At 43.4% G+C, this 16,146-nt stretch carries 20 protein-coding genes; 11 read left to right on the top strand and 9 right to left on the bottom strand.

Annotated elements, in window-relative coordinates; genetic code table 11:
- Window positions 1-2: 2 nt before the first annotated feature.
- Entirely contained in the window at window positions 3-1,811 is a 1,809-nt protein-coding gene (locus NV381_RS07460) for an EAL domain-containing protein (RefSeq protein WP_258212639.1), read from the top strand.
- Between the two features lie 93 nt (window positions 1,812-1,904).
- Window positions 1,905-3,044 carry a phosphodiester glycosidase family protein gene (locus NV381_RS07455; RefSeq protein ID WP_419182249.1) on the top strand — a complete coding sequence of 380 codons (1,140 nt, stop codon included), beginning with the start codon at window positions 1,905-1,907 and terminating at the stop codon, window positions 3,042-3,044.
- Window positions 3,045-3,134: 90 nt separating this feature from the next.
- Here NV381_RS07455 and NV381_RS07450 read toward each other — a convergent pair whose 3' ends face one another.
- Both NV381_RS07450 and NV381_RS07445 read right to left on the bottom strand, forming a co-directional pair.
- Window positions 3,135-3,512 carry a YtxH domain-containing protein gene (locus NV381_RS07450; RefSeq protein WP_258212638.1) on the bottom strand — a complete coding sequence of 126 codons (378 nt, stop codon included), beginning with the start codon at window positions 3,510-3,512 and terminating at the stop codon, window positions 3,135-3,137.
- A gap of 14 nt (window positions 3,513-3,526) precedes the next feature.
- Window positions 3,527-3,988: a DUF948 domain-containing protein gene (locus NV381_RS07445; protein ID WP_258212637.1), complete on the bottom strand. Its 462-nt coding sequence runs from the start codon at window positions 3,986-3,988 to the stop codon at window positions 3,527-3,529.
- 194 nt (window positions 3,989-4,182) lie between these two features.
- Here NV381_RS07445 and NV381_RS07440 point away from each other — a divergent pair, with 194 nt between their 5' ends.
- From NV381_RS07440 to NV381_RS07430, 3 genes are all read left to right on the top strand, one after another.
- Complete coding sequence (locus NV381_RS07440; protein ID WP_258212636.1) at window positions 4,183-4,818, top strand: bifunctional 4-hydroxy-2-oxoglutarate aldolase/2-dehydro-3-deoxy-phosphogluconate aldolase; 636 nt, start codon at window positions 4,183-4,185, stop codon at window positions 4,816-4,818.
- Between the two features lie 280 nt (window positions 4,819-5,098).
- The gene (locus tag NV381_RS07435; protein WP_258212635.1) at window positions 5,099-5,722 is read left to right on the top strand and encodes a YhbD family protein; all 624 of its coding nucleotides are present in this window, start codon (window positions 5,099-5,101) and stop codon (window positions 5,720-5,722) included.
- Window positions 5,723-5,736: 14 nt separating this feature from the next.
- Window positions 5,737-6,477, top strand: coding sequence for a polymer-forming cytoskeletal protein (locus tag NV381_RS07430; RefSeq protein ID WP_258212634.1), 741 nt, complete (start codon window positions 5,737-5,739; stop codon window positions 6,475-6,477).
- 173 nt (window positions 6,478-6,650) lie between these two features.
- Here NV381_RS07430 and NV381_RS07425 read toward each other — a convergent pair whose 3' ends face one another.
- From NV381_RS07425 to thiD, 3 genes are all read right to left on the bottom strand, one after another.
- Window positions 6,651-7,280: a helix-turn-helix transcriptional regulator gene (locus NV381_RS07425; RefSeq protein WP_258212633.1), complete on the bottom strand. Its 630-nt coding sequence runs from the start codon at window positions 7,278-7,280 to the stop codon at window positions 6,651-6,653.
- A gap of 187 nt (window positions 7,281-7,467) precedes the next feature.
- Complete coding sequence (locus tag NV381_RS07420; protein ID WP_258212632.1) at window positions 7,468-7,905, bottom strand: DUF86 domain-containing protein; 438 nt, start codon at window positions 7,903-7,905, stop codon at window positions 7,468-7,470.
- A 121-nt stretch (window positions 7,906-8,026) separates the two neighbouring features.
- Window positions 8,027-8,851 carry a bifunctional hydroxymethylpyrimidine kinase/phosphomethylpyrimidine kinase gene (gene thiD, locus NV381_RS07415; protein ID WP_258212631.1) on the bottom strand — a complete coding sequence of 275 codons (825 nt, stop codon included), beginning with the start codon at window positions 8,849-8,851 and terminating at the stop codon, window positions 8,027-8,029.
- A 198-nt stretch (window positions 8,852-9,049) separates the two neighbouring features.
- Between thiD and NV381_RS07410 the strand changes: the two genes are divergently transcribed.
- Complete coding sequence (locus tag NV381_RS07410; protein ID WP_258212630.1) at window positions 9,050-9,691, top strand: thiamine phosphate synthase; 642 nt, start codon at window positions 9,050-9,052, stop codon at window positions 9,689-9,691.
- Between the two features lie 36 nt (window positions 9,692-9,727).
- Window positions 9,728-10,852, top strand: coding sequence for a glycine oxidase ThiO (gene thiO, locus NV381_RS07405; protein ID WP_258212629.1), 1,125 nt, complete (start codon window positions 9,728-9,730; stop codon window positions 10,850-10,852).
- On the opposite strand, the gene NV381_RS07400 is transcribed toward thiO, so the two are convergent.
- Window positions 10,845-11,516 carry a tetratricopeptide repeat protein gene (locus tag NV381_RS07400; protein ID WP_258212628.1) on the bottom strand — a complete coding sequence of 224 codons (672 nt, stop codon included), beginning with the start codon at window positions 11,514-11,516 and terminating at the stop codon, window positions 10,845-10,847. The two genes, thiO and NV381_RS07400, sit on opposite strands and share 8 nt — an antisense overlap.
- A gap of 280 nt (window positions 11,517-11,796) precedes the next feature.
- Between NV381_RS07400 and NV381_RS07395 the strand changes: the two genes are divergently transcribed.
- On the top strand, window positions 11,797-12,060 hold the full coding sequence (locus NV381_RS07395) for a hypothetical protein (protein WP_258212627.1): 264 nt from the start codon (window positions 11,797-11,799) through the stop codon (window positions 12,058-12,060).
- A 191-nt stretch (window positions 12,061-12,251) separates the two neighbouring features.
- Window positions 12,252-12,878 (top strand): FMN-dependent NADH-azoreductase, encoded by a 627-nt coding sequence (locus tag NV381_RS07390; RefSeq protein WP_258212626.1) that lies wholly within the window; start codon window positions 12,252-12,254, stop codon window positions 12,876-12,878.
- Between the two features lie 122 nt (window positions 12,879-13,000).
- Here NV381_RS07390 and NV381_RS07385 read toward each other — a convergent pair whose 3' ends face one another.
- Window positions 13,001-13,294: a hypothetical protein gene (locus NV381_RS07385; RefSeq protein ID WP_258212625.1), complete on the bottom strand. Its 294-nt coding sequence runs from the start codon at window positions 13,292-13,294 to the stop codon at window positions 13,001-13,003.
- A gap of 189 nt (window positions 13,295-13,483) precedes the next feature.
- Between NV381_RS07385 and NV381_RS07380 the strand changes: the two genes are divergently transcribed.
- Window positions 13,484-13,717 carry a hypothetical protein gene (locus tag NV381_RS07380; RefSeq protein WP_258212624.1) on the top strand — a complete coding sequence of 78 codons (234 nt, stop codon included), beginning with the start codon at window positions 13,484-13,486 and terminating at the stop codon, window positions 13,715-13,717.
- Between the two features lie 108 nt (window positions 13,718-13,825).
- A complete protein-coding gene (locus NV381_RS07375) occupies window positions 13,826-13,969 on the top strand; it encodes a DUF6254 family protein (RefSeq protein ID WP_258212623.1) in 144 nt (47 codons plus the stop codon).
- Window positions 13,970-14,105: 136 nt separating this feature from the next.
- Here NV381_RS07375 and NV381_RS07370 read toward each other — a convergent pair whose 3' ends face one another.
- Window positions 14,106-14,870, bottom strand: a complete 765-nt coding sequence (locus tag NV381_RS07370) for a sugar phosphate isomerase/epimerase family protein (RefSeq protein WP_258212622.1) — start codon at window positions 14,868-14,870, stop codon at window positions 14,106-14,108.
- A 161-nt stretch (window positions 14,871-15,031) separates the two neighbouring features.
- Window positions 15,032-16,000 (bottom strand): cation diffusion facilitator family transporter, encoded by a 969-nt coding sequence (locus NV381_RS07365; RefSeq protein ID WP_258212621.1) that lies wholly within the window; start codon window positions 15,998-16,000, stop codon window positions 15,032-15,034.
- Window positions 16,001-16,146 lie beyond the last annotated feature (146 nt).

Here is a 16,146-nt window from a genome sequence, read left to right as displayed (position 1 = left end):
TTATGCAGAAAATTCCCGTTACTCGAGATGGCAAGAGAGGGTCAGAGATTATTATTATTGATTCGAGCGAAGTTATAAAAATCGAACAAATCCGCGACCGATCTATAGTCATTCATACAAAAGACCAGCACTACTATCTGGATCTCTCATTTGATAACTTGGAAGAATGGTTATTTGAAGATGGATTCCGGTTTCTGGACAGCGCAAACCTAGTGAATATGAACCATGTCGGTGAATATGACTCTAAAAAAGGCATTGTTTATCTCGACAAGCAAGATCGCAAATATTCCAAAACCGCTTCCGCCGCCCGAATACATAAGGATCATATTTATAATGTTATGCAAATAATGGAAACTACTGATCCTAGCAACACTCAACAAGATCAAGCTGAACAAGACGAGCTGTTTGCCAAAATTATTAGTGAAACGAAGGATGAACAGCTTCTTCGATCCTATGCTACTATTCGTGCAGTCAATGAACGCAAACGTGCCGAACAAAAAATTGTTCATATGGCTTATCACGACTCATTGACAAATTTACCAAATCGCCTTCATTTTGATGAAAGGCTTAAAGCCAGCTTCGAAAATGCCGAACAAACCGGTGGTAAAATGGCCGTTATTTTTTTCGACCTTGACCGCTTCAAAGTCATTAACGACACGCTGGGCCATCATGTTGGCGACCAATTGCTGCAGCTATTAGCCCAGAAGCTTCAGATCTATGTGAAGGAAAAAGATATCGTAGCTCGCTTCGGCGGCGATGAATTTATCATATTGCTATCAGATATTGCACATATTGATGAAGCTGCCCAATTCGCCAAAGGAATCCCCGAGTTATTAAGGGAACCTTTCATCATTGAAAATCAGGAGCTCTTCGTAACAGCGAGCATAGGAATAAGTCTATACCCCCATGATAGTACTGACGTGAAAACCTTATTGAAAAACGCAGACATTGCCATGTACCGCTCCAAAGAGAAAGGTGGGAATTCGTATCATTATTATCAACCGGAAATGAACAAACGTTCCTTGCATAGATTAAATTTGGAGATTCATCTTCGCAAAGCGCTGGAGCGTGACGAATTTCGCATATTTTATCAGCCAATTGTAGATTTGAGCAATGGAAAAATTTATGGCATGGAATCTTTAATACGTTGGGTTCACCCTGAATGGGGCATGATCTCTCCTGCGGAGTTCATCCCTCTTGCCGAGGAAACCGGTTTAATAATACCAATTGGTAATTGGGTACTAAAGCAATCCTGTCTTAATAATAAAAAATGGCAGAACATTGGGCATCCTCCCCTATGTGTCTCTGTCAATATTTCCGCCATACAATTTCACCAGCCTCAATTTGTTCAGCTTGTAGAGAAGACATTAGAGGAAACCGGCTTGGAGCCTAAACTTCTATGCTTGGAAATAACCGAGAACGTCGCCATGACTAATATCTCTTATATTATAGACACCATGCAAAAGCTGAGAGCACTTGGAGTTCGAATCTCCATTGATGATTTCGGAACAGGCTACTCTTCATTTAGTTATTTGAAACGGTTTAGGGTCCACACCTTAAAAATCGATCAATCCTTTATACGCGATGTAACAGTCGATGAAGAAAATGCGGCTATCGTAACAGCCTTAATCGCCATGTCCCGTCAATTGAAAATCAAATCATTGGCTGAAGGTGTGGAAACTCAAGAGCAGTTGGACTTCCTTATTAATCAAGGCTGTGATGAGGTACAAGGCTATGTTTTTAGCAAGCCGATGCCTGCTCATGAATTTGAACTTATGATCAAAGAAAACAAACAGCTGTACCTAATGTAAATAAGAGGAAAAAGTCCAGTGGCTTACTGAAACTTTTTCCTCTTATTTACGTTTATAACAATGAAGCTACCGACATTTGAAAGGACAAAATTCATGGCACCCCAAATTTCACCGAATACGAATACTGGCGGCAGTTCAAAACCGAAACCTCAATCACTTAAAAAAACAAAGAAATCATCTGCGCTTCTAACCTTATTTTTGTATACGGTAAGTGTTTTGCTACTCATGGGAATGATATTCAGCTTTTGGTTCTTTATGACAAATTCCGGCTCCAATCTCCGCTTCTTGATGGCTGACACTTTAATTACAACACAGCATCGGCATTGGGCGGCATACTTAATCGGGCAAGAAGAATTGGAAAGACGTGTTAATCGTTATTGGCAGCAGTTCGATAACTTCGCTGAGGTCAAGGATCAGCAGCTAGTCCATGTAAGCAAGCCGGATAATTCAGTTAAGCCAGTTGAAAAAAAGCCATTAGTAGAGATCGAGCCGATATCAGGCACCAATTTCAAAGGACATTTAATGATAGTGAACGACCCCAAGAAACTAAGAATTGCAGTTCCTGGTGCGCCTGGAAAAGGTGAAAAGGTATCATCTATGGTCAAACGCCTTGGAGCGGAGGCAGGAGTTAACGCAGGAGGTTTCGTCGATCCGGAATGGATGGGCAACGGCTTTCAACCAACCGGACTTGTAATATCAGGCGGCACCATCTTTTATAATGATGGAGGGATGAATACCGCAAACCATATCGTTGGTATCGATAAAGACGGACGTATGATTGCCGGCAAATACAAGCCTACGGAGCTTCTGCAGATGGGTGTTCAAGAAGCGGTCACCTTTGCACCTCGCTTTATTGTTAATGGCGTCGGTCAAATTAAGAACCAGGCCGACGGCTGGGGTATCGCGCCTCGAACAGCCATGGCACAGAAGGAAGATGGCACCATCATGTTCGCAATCATAGACGGCAGGAAACCGGGTCATAGTATTGGCGCAACCTTATTCGATATTCAAAAAATATTTCTGGAGCATGGAGCTGTAACAGCTGCAAATCTGGATGGAGGTTCCTCCACCGTTCTGGTACATGATAATAAAATAATAAATCGTCCATCCAGTGAGTACGGCGAACGTTTCTTGCCTACGGCATGGCTCGTATTCGATAACCCCAAATCAGCGGACATCCGAAATATTTGGCAAGGGCTTGATCCTAGTAAAATTGACCCCTCCAAATGGTAATAGGTCGTTAATATCCGTTTCAAAAGAAACAAGAAGCCTCCTAAAACTAGAGGCTTCTTGTTTCTTTTGTTTCATATGAAGTTAACCAGCTTATTTTTCGTTTTCTTCACTTTCTACAACTGTAGCGGCAACTGGAGCTTCTAGGGATTCCAAGTTCTCAGCCTTGCCGTTTTTCCAAGAAAGAGCTGTTTCCTTGGCTTTTCCCGCCCATTCTGAAGTTTGGCGACCGATCGTTTGTACAGCAAGCTGTGTCTTATCACTTATCGTGCCAGCGATTTGCTTGGATTTGTCAGCTACTGTCCCCGCTACCTGCTGCGTTTTCTCAGATACATTGTGTACTCCATCCGAGATATCAGCTCTCAGCTCACGGCCCGATTTAGGGGCAAATAGTAACGCTGTAACAGCTCCTAATAATGTACCTACAACGGCTCCGATCAATAAATCTTTTCCTCTTTTATCCGCTGCCATTTCATTCATCTCCTTCATTGTTGTTCATTCGTCTGTGCTTTTGCTTTGGAGGATTTGGAGTCCTGCCACCTTTGCCATAGCTGCATGCTGATGGAAGTAAGCTCTAAAATATCTCGCATCGTATCTTTATTGCTATGAAGGGTACTGCTCGCCTCCGTAACCGTATCCGACAAAGTACGGGAAACAAGTTTTACAGATTGGGACAAACGGCTGGCCGCTGCTCCTGTCTGCTCCATTGCCTCTACAAAACCATTAGCAGCTTTGATTCTCTCTTGAACGTCCTCTACTACCTGTTGAGTTAATTGGATCAACTGCTTCGATTCCACCGCTGTCTGTTCGAGCTTCATTTGCAGCTGACTGAGCGTACTATAAGTTTCCTTGATGGTCCTGCGAGTCTCGATTAACGTTGGGATCAGAAATCCGATTAAAACGACTACAGCTATCGAAACAATAAGAACTGCTATTTGCCAAAGCATGTGCCTCCCCCCTCCCGACAAGCAACTGCCCTAGACGAATGCCTATGGAATAGTACATTATAAGTCGGAGGTGATCATTTTGACACTGATTATCCGAATTTATCCTAACTTTTTTGTCAGATCGTTGAGTCACTGTTTGAAATGATCAAAAAGAATGTCATAATAGATCTATAACTTGGGGATGAGGTGCATATATGAATCGGGAACAAGGATTACAGTTAGTTGAACAAACTCGTATTATTGCCATTGTACGTGGTGTGGAGGAGCAACATATCACCGGAGTAGCTCAAGCATTGCTGGACGGTGGCGTTCGAGTCATGGAAATTACTTTAAACACTCCTGGCGCTACTAAGATGATTGCACAGCTGCAGGAGCAATTTGGGGAACAGATGTATGTAGGCGCAGGAACTGTGCTTGATATAGACGATACGAAAAAGGCTATTGAAGCTGGTGCTTCATATTTGGTAACGCCTAATATTGATGAAGATGTGATCCGCTATGCGGCCGAGCAAGGAATTCCTATATTTCCTGGTGCGATGACTCCTACCGAAATTGTGAAGGCGTGGAAAGCCGGCGCGACAGCAGTAAAAATTTTCCCTGGCGCAAGTCTCGGCATAGGATACATAAAAGAGCTACAAGGACCCCTTAACCATATCCCAATGGTTGCTGTAGGAGGAGTTAGCGAGGACAATATCGCGCAATTTATTCAAGCGGGATGTCACGGCGTTGGAATCGGAGGATCTCTGGTCAATCTGAAGGAGATCTCAGCCGGCAATTACGGTTGGGTTAAAGATAAAGCATCACGACTAGTGGCAAATGCAAGAGTTTGAATAAATACAACAGATGGAGCGTCTATCCCTAGAGGATAGGCGCTTTTTTATAATATTACAAAGTAGAAGTCGAACCGGAGGTTCACCTTCAAATATTGCAAGAAAAGCCGCCGCTTAGACACGGATGTATCTTCATCGAAAGAGCTTCGATCAGAAGCTTTTCTTATAATACAAGCCTTGATATGTTTTCAGCTCTAGTTTCACATGAAAAAAGCTACAATGCATTATTTACAACGTAACAATGTTATGTTACACTGTTTTCACCAGGAGGTATCGATGTATGGAAACTCAATTAATATCAAAAAAGGAACTGCTCGAATTGACAGGCCTCTCTTATGGTCAGCTATATCGTTGGAAACGAAAAAATTTAATTCCCGAAGACTGGTTTATAAGAAAATCTGCTTTCACCGGACAGGAAACCTTTTTTCCTAAGGACAAAATACTTGGACGGATCGATAAAATAAAAAATATGAAGGACGATTTATCGCTGGATGAATTGGCTAACTTATTATCACCAAATGCTGCGGAAATTTCTCTTACCAAACAGGAGATAATAGAACGTAACATTGTTTCATCGAATAGCCTTGAATTTTATTGTGAGCGCCAAGGCCATTCAGATTCTTTTGACTTTGAACGCATTTTACAGCTCTTTATTTTTGATAAAATGCTTCACACCGGTGAAATTAGTCTTGATGAGGGCTTTCTGCTGCTGCAGGTTATGAATGAACATTATCCCAAGCTGCAGGGAAACAACGGCGAGTTAATTTTTATCCGGAAAATGGGCTTCTCTACTTTTTTATTAGCCGAAGTTCCTGCAAATGTTTATTTCGAGCCTAATATTCGAGTCGTTGCCCGACTGCTTTTGTCCAACTGTATGGAAGAATTAAAATTTAAAATGAACTGATGGAGGAATAGGATATGACAAACAATGATATTCGAGGCGATCTTATTATTTCTGGAAGCGGCAGCACCGCCGGCGGTATATTCGATAATGTAAAAATCAACGGAGAAGGAACTATTTCGGGAGATATCGAGAGCAGCGAATTCAAAACCAATGGAAGCTCACGCACCCAGGGCAATGTGAAATCCAAGGTCATTAAAGTGAACGGTATTGCCCGAATAGAAGGAAATGTTGAAGCTGAACAATTAAATGTTAACGGTCAGTCAGATATTGGGGGCGATGTTGCCGTCAGGTCCCTCAAACTGCAAGGAAAATCAGAAATTGGCGGTAATCTGACAGGCGACCTGTTGGAAATCGGCGGTGAATTGAAGGTGCAGAGAGATTGTGCCGCAGAAACATTTTTATACAAAGGCAGCTTTCTAATTAGTGGTATGCTTAATGCCGGAAAAATAGATATTCAATTGTTTGGCCCGTGCAAAGTAAGAGAAATTGGCGGTGAAACAATCAGTGTCAAACGTACCGGATTGGCGCTTAGCCTCCACAAGATCATTCATTCTTTATTTATTCCCGGCTTTGAAGACCGCCTGAACGTCGATACTATAGAAGGTGACGATATTTATCTCGAATATACAACGGCAAAGGTTGTTCGCGGCAATCGCATTAACATTGGTCCAGGTTGTGAAATCAATCATGTGGAATACAAGGATCATTTTGAACAGATTAAAGGCACTCAGGTGAAGGAATTTAGCAAAATTTAAGCTTAGCGGCTTCAAATAAGAAAAGCTTCTATTCGAAGCCCTCTCGATGAAGATACATTCGTGTCTTAGCGGTTGCTTTTCTTGCAATATCAGACTTGTTCAGCTCCGCTGAAAACTTATAAAGTCTGATATTATAAAAAACCATCGTCGACGCATGCTGCGTAGAGATGGTTTTATTTTTCTTGAATAATATAGGAGCATTTAATACCGCCCTTGACCAGGCATTCCGTGCGCTCGACATCGGCGTTGAGAAGGCTTTTGAACATCATTAGCTCACATTGGCAAGCATGATTATATTGATTGGCAACTTGAGAAATCGGACAATTATGTTCATTAATGACAAAATGTCCTTCTTTTGTTGCGGCCCAATCTACCATATACCCGTTGGAGTTTTGAATGTCAGCCAAAGTTTTTACTCTTTCTTCCAGCGGCTTCCCTTGCATCTGTTCTTCGTAGCGTTGAACCATTCGCTCCTTACGGCGCTCGAATAAGCGCTCAACCTGCTGCTCTCCCGCTTCAGAAACCAATTCGCCCAATAAATCCAAAGTCAAATGATGATATTTCTTAGGAAATAGCTCGTCTGCCTGTTCGGTCAACGAGTACAGATTGGTCGGCCGCCCCATCGCCTGCCGTACCAGCTTCGCTTCGATCAGACCATCACGTTCCAGCGTGTTCAAATGTCTCCGAACTGCCATCTCCGTTATGCCTAGCTGCTTGGCCATGTCGCTAACGGTAAGAGAGCCCTGTGTCTTCAACATGGTCAATATGACTTTTCGCGTGGATACATCCATCTCCTGGTTCATCTGGTCCTTTCACCGCCTTTTCAAACAAACCTTGCATCGATCAGAACAGACTGATAAGCAAGTTATTACAGCTATTGTATACGAATATCAACTATAAGTAAATTAATATACTAAAATGTATCAAAAATACTATTATAGGAAAATGCTAACAAGCTTCTGCTCGTAATAAACGTTGTATTTCCTGAATTCACACCATTTCCTTGCGAATAAATACAGGCACTGCCTCAGCAAAAGAAGTGAGTGCGTTGGGCAATTCACAGATTAAAGGATGCAGACTCTCCCTTGGGAAAACAGTAAAATCCTGAACGAGCGGCTTACGAAGCTGAACAAGCTGGCGCAAAATGGCTCCAAGGCTATGTTCGAATACACCTTCGCCCTGAAGAATTTCAATAATATCCTCATAGCTGCTGGCATCTCGCATCATAAAGGCGTCGATCAAGAGACTTCCGATATCCGTTACCGTTTCAATCGCCAGATGCAGCGTACGTTCTTGAGCAAAATGCAGCAGCAAGCGATCACTTTCAGAGGTGCTCTCCCACTGGGCAGCTAATCGTTCACATGACTCTGACAACGTAGGTATAAATTGCAATCGCAGCTCCACTTGCTCGTGATTCACATAATACATGGGCGTTATCTCCGTTTCTTCTTCTTCCATCTGGACCATAATATGATGGCTGGAAAACTTAGAATGACAAGTACAATCAATAAAGCGGCCTGACTTAAATATTCATAACTTAATTTAGCTGTCATGATTCCATAGACTCCTTCATATTACCATGCCGCCAATAAGCCCAATGATTGGTTGGTCCATGCCCCCCGCCAATCCCCAACTCATAACGGATAGCTAGCGTAATAAAACGTTTGGCCGTTTGCACAGCATCAAACAGACTGCTTCCTTTGGCAAGCTCCGCTGTAATAGCAGCAGAAAAAGTACAACCAGTTCCATGGGTATGACGAGTTTCATACCGCGACGCTGTAAGTAAATGAAACTGCTCACCATCGTACAATACGTCTGTTGGTTCCCCGCTGCTATGCCCGCCTTTTACAACAGCAGCTCCGGCACCAAATTGCTGTACGATTCTGAGAGCTGCTTCCTTCATATCATGGATCGAAGTTATTTGCATGCCTGTAATCACTTCTGCTTCTGGAATATTCGGCGTTACCACTGAAGCTAACGGCAGCAGTCTGCTGCGCAGAGCATCCTGTGCGTTATCAGCTAACAAGCTTGCTCCGCCCTTCGCTATCATCACAGGATCAACTACCAGCTTCGTAATCTTATGCTTAATTACCTGTTCAGCTACTAATTCGATTACTGCGGGCTGTGACAGCATGCCTGTTTTTACCGCATCTACTCCGATATCGCTCACAACCGAATTTATCTGCCCTTCAATTCCTTCTAACGGGATATCATAAATACCGTTTACACCTAATGTGTTCTGGGATGTAACTGCCGTAATAGCCGACATCCCGTAAACCTCCAGCATTTGAAATGTTTTGAGATCCGCTTGAATACCGGCTCCACCTCCGCTGTCTGAACCGGCTATCGTTAACGCTTTATATATTTGTCCCATTTTCTTAAGCTCCCTTTCCTGACCTTTCCCAAACTTACTCATTCCAGTGTATCTATCCCTAATACTACCGTCAAGTTCACTGTTTCTTGATTTTTTTATGACAACTTGGGCAAACGCTTTGACGGTCTTAACAGGCTGCGCTATGATGAAACTATTGATCTGTTATTTCATAAAATTAATTAAGGAAGTGTGCTTGTAATGAAGAAGCACGAGCTGCATGTCATAACGACCGGTAAGCAGAAGCCGACCGAAGTGGCAGCTATTGCCACTCAAATCCCTACACATCTCATTGATGTCTTGCATCTGAGGGAAAAACAATGCGGCGCCAGGGAGCTTACCGACTGGTATCATACATTGCAGCCATTATTTGATTCTACAGCTATTTATATGAACGATCGGCTTGATGCGGCTTTGGCCGTAGGCGCACCCGGGGTCCAGCTCGCCTATAACAGCCTTAGTATAACTCAGAGCCGGCGTATATTGCCTGCCAGCGTACGCATTGGCTGCTCCGTGCACTCGGCTGAGGAAGCCGCTGCCGCTGCCCAGCAGGGCGCCGATTATGTCCTGTATGGACATATCTTCGACTCGAGCTCCAAGCCCGGCTTGCCGCCCCGCGGCATCGCTGCTTTGAGTGAAGTAGTCGATGCCTGTTCCATACCGGTAATAGCTATCGGCGGAATCGAACCGGACAATGTCGATGAAGTGCTGTCCACGGGATGCTCAGGCATAGCCGTGCTCTCCCGGATCCTGCTGCATCACGATCCAGCAGGTCAGCTGGTTAGATTTCATGAAATGCTGGGACAAACCAGGCATATTCCAAAGCATAGCCTTATGAAATAAACATTACTAAAGCGAAGCTCTTAGGAGGAGTTACCATTGAATAGCAGCAACAGAACCGCGCTAATTATCGGGGGAGGCATTATTGGCTGCAGCATAGCATTTGAGTTATTGCGAGCAGGTATAAAGTGCACCCTTATAGATAAAGGCGCACTCAACAAAGAAGCTTCCACAGCAGCTGCAGGTATGCTGGGAGCACAGGTAGAAATTCATCATCCCGGTGCATTCTACGATCTTTGCAAATGGAGTCAGCAGCTGTACCGCAATTGGACGGAAGATCTATTAGAAACCGGCGGAATTTCTCCGCAATACATAGATAAAGGAATACTTAGGGCCGCACTAACCGAGGAGGATGAGCTGGAGCTGTTGAGCCGCCTGCCGTGGATTCACAATGCGGAATGGCTCACCGCAAAGGAAATGCGCGCAATAGAGCCCTGCTTATCTCATGAAATACGAGGAGGGCTAAGCTTCCAGCAGGATCATCAGGTACATCCGGTTCATCTGGCGCTGGCTCTTCAAGCAAGCATACATAAGCTAGGCTGTGATATTCGCGAGTGGACGCCAGCGTTTGGCCTAATTGAACGCAATGGACGAATCCAAGGCGTCCGGACGGCTGAAGGCGAACTATTGGCCGATCAGGTTATCATTGCTTCTGGAGCCTGGTCGTCCGCCTTGACCGAACCGTTCGGGTTGAAGCTCTCGTTATTTCCAGTTAAAGGCCAATGCATCTCTTTAAGAACGGCTGCGCCTGTAATAAGCAGCACTGTCTTTACAAAAGGCTGCTACATCGTACCTAAGCAGGATGGCAGTATGATCATAGGAGCAACTCAGGAGGAATGCGGTTACGACAAACGCTGCCAAGCCTCCGTTATCGGCACGCTCCACACCGCGGCTACCAAGCTGCTGCCCGAACTCGAGCAAGCTGAGTTCGTCAGCACTTGGGCCGGTCTGCGTCCAGGCACACCTGATGACCTCCCGTATATTGGCCGCTTTGAAACCATACCAGGCTTAATCATGGCAGCTGGTCATTATCGCAATGGCATTCTGCTTGCACCCGCAACAGGGTTATTGATCAAGCAGCTAGTAATGGAGGAACCGACTGGAATCAACCTTACGCCTTTCACTCCTGATCGTGTATTAACTCCATTGCAGCAGATCAACTAAATTGCTTGAAACGGGCTAGTAATGCCCATTTACGCTCAAAACGGCGCTTATATTTGGGCAGCCCGCGGTACAGCTCAATCGCGTCACGGTAAGCTCCGCGGGCTTCTTCTTTGCGTCCCAAACGTTCATACAGCTGACCCAAACGGTAATAGGCCTCGCAGGAGGATGAATTTACTTCCTTGAACTGCTCTAAATAAGCTATGGCCTTCGTTGGATTCTGATCTGCCCATGCCTCGGCTAATCGCAAATAAGGCTCTCCATATTTGACCCGCGGGTTCATTTCAACTGCCTCCAGCAGCAATTGCTCTCCCGGCTCCAATTGGCCTAGCTTCAGCCTGCATAAGCCAAGCTCCGCTCGAACCTCAGCAGAATCATCAATAACAGAAGCAACCTGCTCCAGCAGCTCTGCTGCTTCCACATATTGCTTGCGTTCCATTAATACCCTTGCCAATTCCAGCTTTGATGAGTTTTGATGAGGACTCAAGCGCAGCTCCTGGCGCAATCTGGATAGCTTTCTTGCTCTCTGAAGTGGTTTTAAAATATTAGGAGTGAGACCAATAAAACGTCGGTCCAGCGCATAAAAAATAACCAGCAGAACAAGTATCGCCACAATGGGACTTCCTGTCAGCCAAGTTAACAAGAAAAACAACAGCACCTTGCTCATTTATTTATAATGCCTCCCCAGTCTGTTTTTTACCAATCATTGTAACATAAATTATTCATTTATTTGTGTATAAAAGCGCAATGATTACGGCATACTCATTTAATACCCCCAAATATTGTATGCCAAAGCGCTTTATTCCTGCAAATGGAGTGATGGTGCTCTTCGTCATGTTGTGCAATATGGACCCTTTAGTTGTGAACAATTTGAGGACAGGAAGGACTTTAACTGCTTGGCAGCGAATGTTTGATCATGTAATTTTATGCGGGAGGAACAACCTACAATGAGTAAGATGACTGCCGAGCAAGCAAAAAAATGGGGCAAGAGAAGAATGATGGGCAAATCGAAATATGTGATGTTTTACGGTGTAGTAACCTGGGGAATCATACTAGCAGCACTATTTACGGGTATGGAGTGGATGACTCAGCAAACATTTACAACATCCTGGTTATATATTAGACTCGTTGTTTTTGGAATTCTTGGTTTCTTTATCGCAAATTTTCGTTGGGATGCCCGGGAGCGTATGTTTCATTCTCAATCTCGTTAATACATTACCTCATGGAGCAAAACGGATATCCCGTTTTGCTCTTTATTTTTTTCTCAGCTTTGTGGCCTAACCTGCATCATTCACTCTGCTCAACGACATTATAAGTTGCTTGACAAAAGTAAGTTAATGAACTATTATACTTACGTATAGTGAGTTGATATTATAAAAATAGTTGTGGAGGAATTTATTTTATGTCTAATGTATTATTTATTAAAGCCAATGGCCGTCCTGTCGAACAATCTACAAGTGTTAAATTGTATCATACTTTTTTGGATCAATATAAAGAATCGCATCCTGGGGATACTATCGTGGAGCTTGATTTATTCGCTGAAGAGCTTCCATACTATGATGTTGACACTTTGAACGGATTATTCAAGCTAGGTAAAGGATTTGAGTTGAACGAGCAAGAACAGCAAAAAGCTGCTAATGTTAATAAATACTTAGATCAATTCCTTGCTGCCGACAAAGTAGTGTTAGCATTTCCATTATGGAATTTCACGATTCCTGCACAGCTGTTGACTTACTTATTCTATGTTGTTCAAGCAGGCAAAACTTTTACTTACACAGCTCAAGGTCCTCAAGGTTTGCAGCCTGATAAAAAAGTCGCTTTGCTTAATGCAAGAGGCGGCGTATATTCCGAAGGCCCTGCTGCGGCTGTCGAAATGTCATTGAATTATGTCAAAGTTATCATGGGCTTCATGGGCATCCAGGATGTTACTACTGTAGTCATTGAAGGTCATAACCAATTCCCTGACAAATCCCAAGCCCTTATCGAAGAAGGCTTGAAACAAGCTGCTGTAGCTGCACAAAGCTTCTAATTCCTACTACTAGCCCACTATCATGTTATCTAACGACTCCCCATCCTAAGATGCGGGAGTTTTCGGCAATAAGAAAAAGCCTGCTCCCATGGGACCACAGACTTTCCAAAAGCTTATATACACTACTGAACCGGTGGGGTTGATTTCTTCTTCATAATAAAAAGACCGAAAAACAACAATACTTCAATATTAACGAAAGCTATTCCAAATCCGAATAGTCCAAACATTCGTGCAAAGCCTTCAAACAGACTGGCCCACCAAATACCAGCAATCACAAAAATCGCCAAATTGACGATAAGGGAAACAAGAGTGGATAACAGCAGCTTTTGCGTTTTGAGCATAAGCCCTACACCTAAGCCATTAGTAATAATAAAGGCAGCGCTCATGATAAACCAGTAATAAAAATCGTAGGACATCGTGCACACTCCTGCATTTATATAATCGAATCGAACATAATCTTCTCCTAGGTTACCAAAACAACATGGGGAAAACAACCGTTCCTGCATTTTGTTTCAAATCTGTCAAACTATTCACTTGATGCAGTTTTGAATAATTTCGCGTATAATTAAAACAAATCCATTTTAAACAACGAGGAGGCCTTTACTATGGCTCAAAGCAAGGCAAAGAAGCAAAGAAGCAAGTGGCAGAAGCAAGGTAAGTTAAACCCCGAGATAAACCGATTAGGTTGGAATGGTGTTATTCCTGTGGAAAGAAAGACACCAACCCTTGCAGAACGAAGAGAAAAACTGCAGCACAAACATAAAAACAAATGGAACCTTAACCTGCCAGGCAGCAGTGACGGTTCCATTTGTTTTTTTATAGAGTTAACATCGGCCTAAAAGCAAGAGCAGCTATTCTTCAAATAAAAGTACATAATTTTCGCTCAAGGAAGTCATTCTAGGATATGAAGCTCAAGCTTCTATTTCTTATGAGAGAAGGGTATCCCCATGAGCCAATCCAAAAACCGCGCTGAAAATGAAGACAAGATCCGTAAGCAAACGCAGCACCCTCACGAACATATCACATCGCTAGAGGAATTCGCCGAAGAATATGAAGCCGAGCAGCCTTCCCAAAACAAGCCACAATCTTAAAGCTTAAAAAATCCCCACAAAGTGGGGTCTTGCTTCGAAGTTGATTCAGATACTTTGCGGGGAGCCCCGAAACATTCTATATAACCAAAAAGAGACCATGTCTTGGCATGGTCTCTCTGATCTAAGTATCTAACTATCATCCCCAATGACGCTGTAAGAATTGAAGCGCTTGAGGCAATTCCTTCTCACGGTCAATAAGCGTGCATTCAGCTGATATCAAACCCGTGTAGTTTGCAGCTTTAAGCTGCGCAATAAAGTTCTCATACGGATATTGCCCCGTACCAGGGGCAAGTCTGCCTGTATCCGCAACATGAATATGAGCCAACCAATCTTTATTCGCAACAAGCGTATCAAGTGGCTCCTGTTCCTCGTCCATATGGTAAAAGTCTGCCAACACTCGAATGGACGAACGATTAATTTGCTTAGCCAAGTGCACTCCATCATTGACACTGTTAATAATATTGCTCTCTTTCCTGTTCAACGGCTCAATGGCTAGAGTGAGCTTCGTCCCTTCGCATTCATCGGCAAACCAATTCAACAGATTCAGCAACTGCTCTTCTGCGCGATTAAGGTCCCAGCCCTCAGGTACAGAGCGGGAGCCTCCGCTGCCAAAAACAAAGATCGAAGATCCTACCTTTTCCATCGTTTCCACAGCTCTGCTTATATATCTCTTTGTAACTTCATCATTAGCTTCAGGTCCAACTACTTTAATTTCACGGGGAAACAATACATTCCACGCTTTTACAGGCAATGGACTGTTTATGTAAAGTGGCAGCGCTTTCTTAAAATCTTCTTCGTTTTTGGTTAATAAGGGGGCAAGCATACATTCGATATAATCGTAACCGTATTCATTTAATTCACCGGCATGTTCAATAGGTAAACACCAACCGAATGCTGTCATTTCAATTCCTCCTCCAATTTGGGCGAGCAGCCGATGATTGCTTATGACGCATGCGCAATTTATTAGAATAAGCGTTCATCTCACTTTTTATCTTACAGTAAAAAGTGAGATGTTTCCGAACGTTTTTTGCCAGATAATGCTCATTCTCAACATATATTGCACTATACTTTTAGCGGTTGATGATGGATTCTTGATGTCTCAACTTGAATCGTTGCATGTTGAATTTGAAAACGCTCCTCCAACTGTTGAATAGCTTGCTGCAATATATGTTGACTGTCTTGATTATCCTCTATCAGTAAGTGACAGCTTAACGAGTCCAACCCCGAAGTAATCGTCCAAATATGAAGATCATGTACATCAACAACCCCTGCAATTCCCTCTAGAGCCTCCCTCACAGCATCCTGATTCAGTGAGGAAGGAGTGCCTTCCATCAATATATGGATGCTGTGCTTAATGACTCCCCATGCGCTTTTCAAGATGAGCAAGGACACGATGACACTAATTATGGGGTCAGCAATATACCAGGAAAATGCCAGCATTAACAATCCAGCTATTATGGCTCCAATTGATCCTAAAGCATCGCTTATGATATGAAGGTAGGCGCTGCGAAGGTTCATGTTATTTTTCACATCTCCCTTACGCATAAGGGACCAAGCGCTTGCCAAATTAGCTAATAAGCCAACTGCCGCTATTATCATCATGGATCCGCTTGCTACAACTGGGGGCTGAAGGAATCGGTGGTAGGCTTCCCACATGATAAAAATCGCAACTGCAAACAAGGTAACGCCATTAAACAATGCAGCAAGAATTTCGAACCTGAGGTAACCGAAGGTTTTGCTAGGTGAGGCAGGTCGTGAAGCAAACCCTATGGCTATCAGACTTAGCAGCAAGGATGCGGCATCGCTAAGCATATGTCCTGAATCGGACAACAAGGCAAGACTATTGGTGACAATTCCTCCGAAAAACTCAAGAAGCATAATACTTGCCGTGATTATCAATGCAATTGTTAATCCTTTGCGATTCCCTTCCGATGACGGAAGATGTTGATGATGGCTATGCCCGTGAACATGATTATGTTCATGTCCATGTGTGTGTCCATGATGAGAATCATTGGAATGATGATTATGCATAAGACTTGCCTCCCTGGATCAAATACCTTATAGGCATTAATTATTAAATAACATATGAGCATGTATTCATATGTATTATCGGTTACAGTCTTTGCTTTGTCAAGAAGAAATGCCCTTCCTTCTGTCAAATAGGTTAACAAATGCTT

Origin of the sequence: Paenibacillus radicis (ex Xue et al. 2023) (assembly GCF_024722015.1) — a bacterium.
GTDB lineage: Bacteria > Bacillota > Bacilli > Paenibacillales > NBRC-103111 > Paenibacillus_S.
The sequence above is the reverse complement of the archived record's forward strand: the minus strand, read 5'-3'. Positions and strand labels throughout refer to the sequence as shown.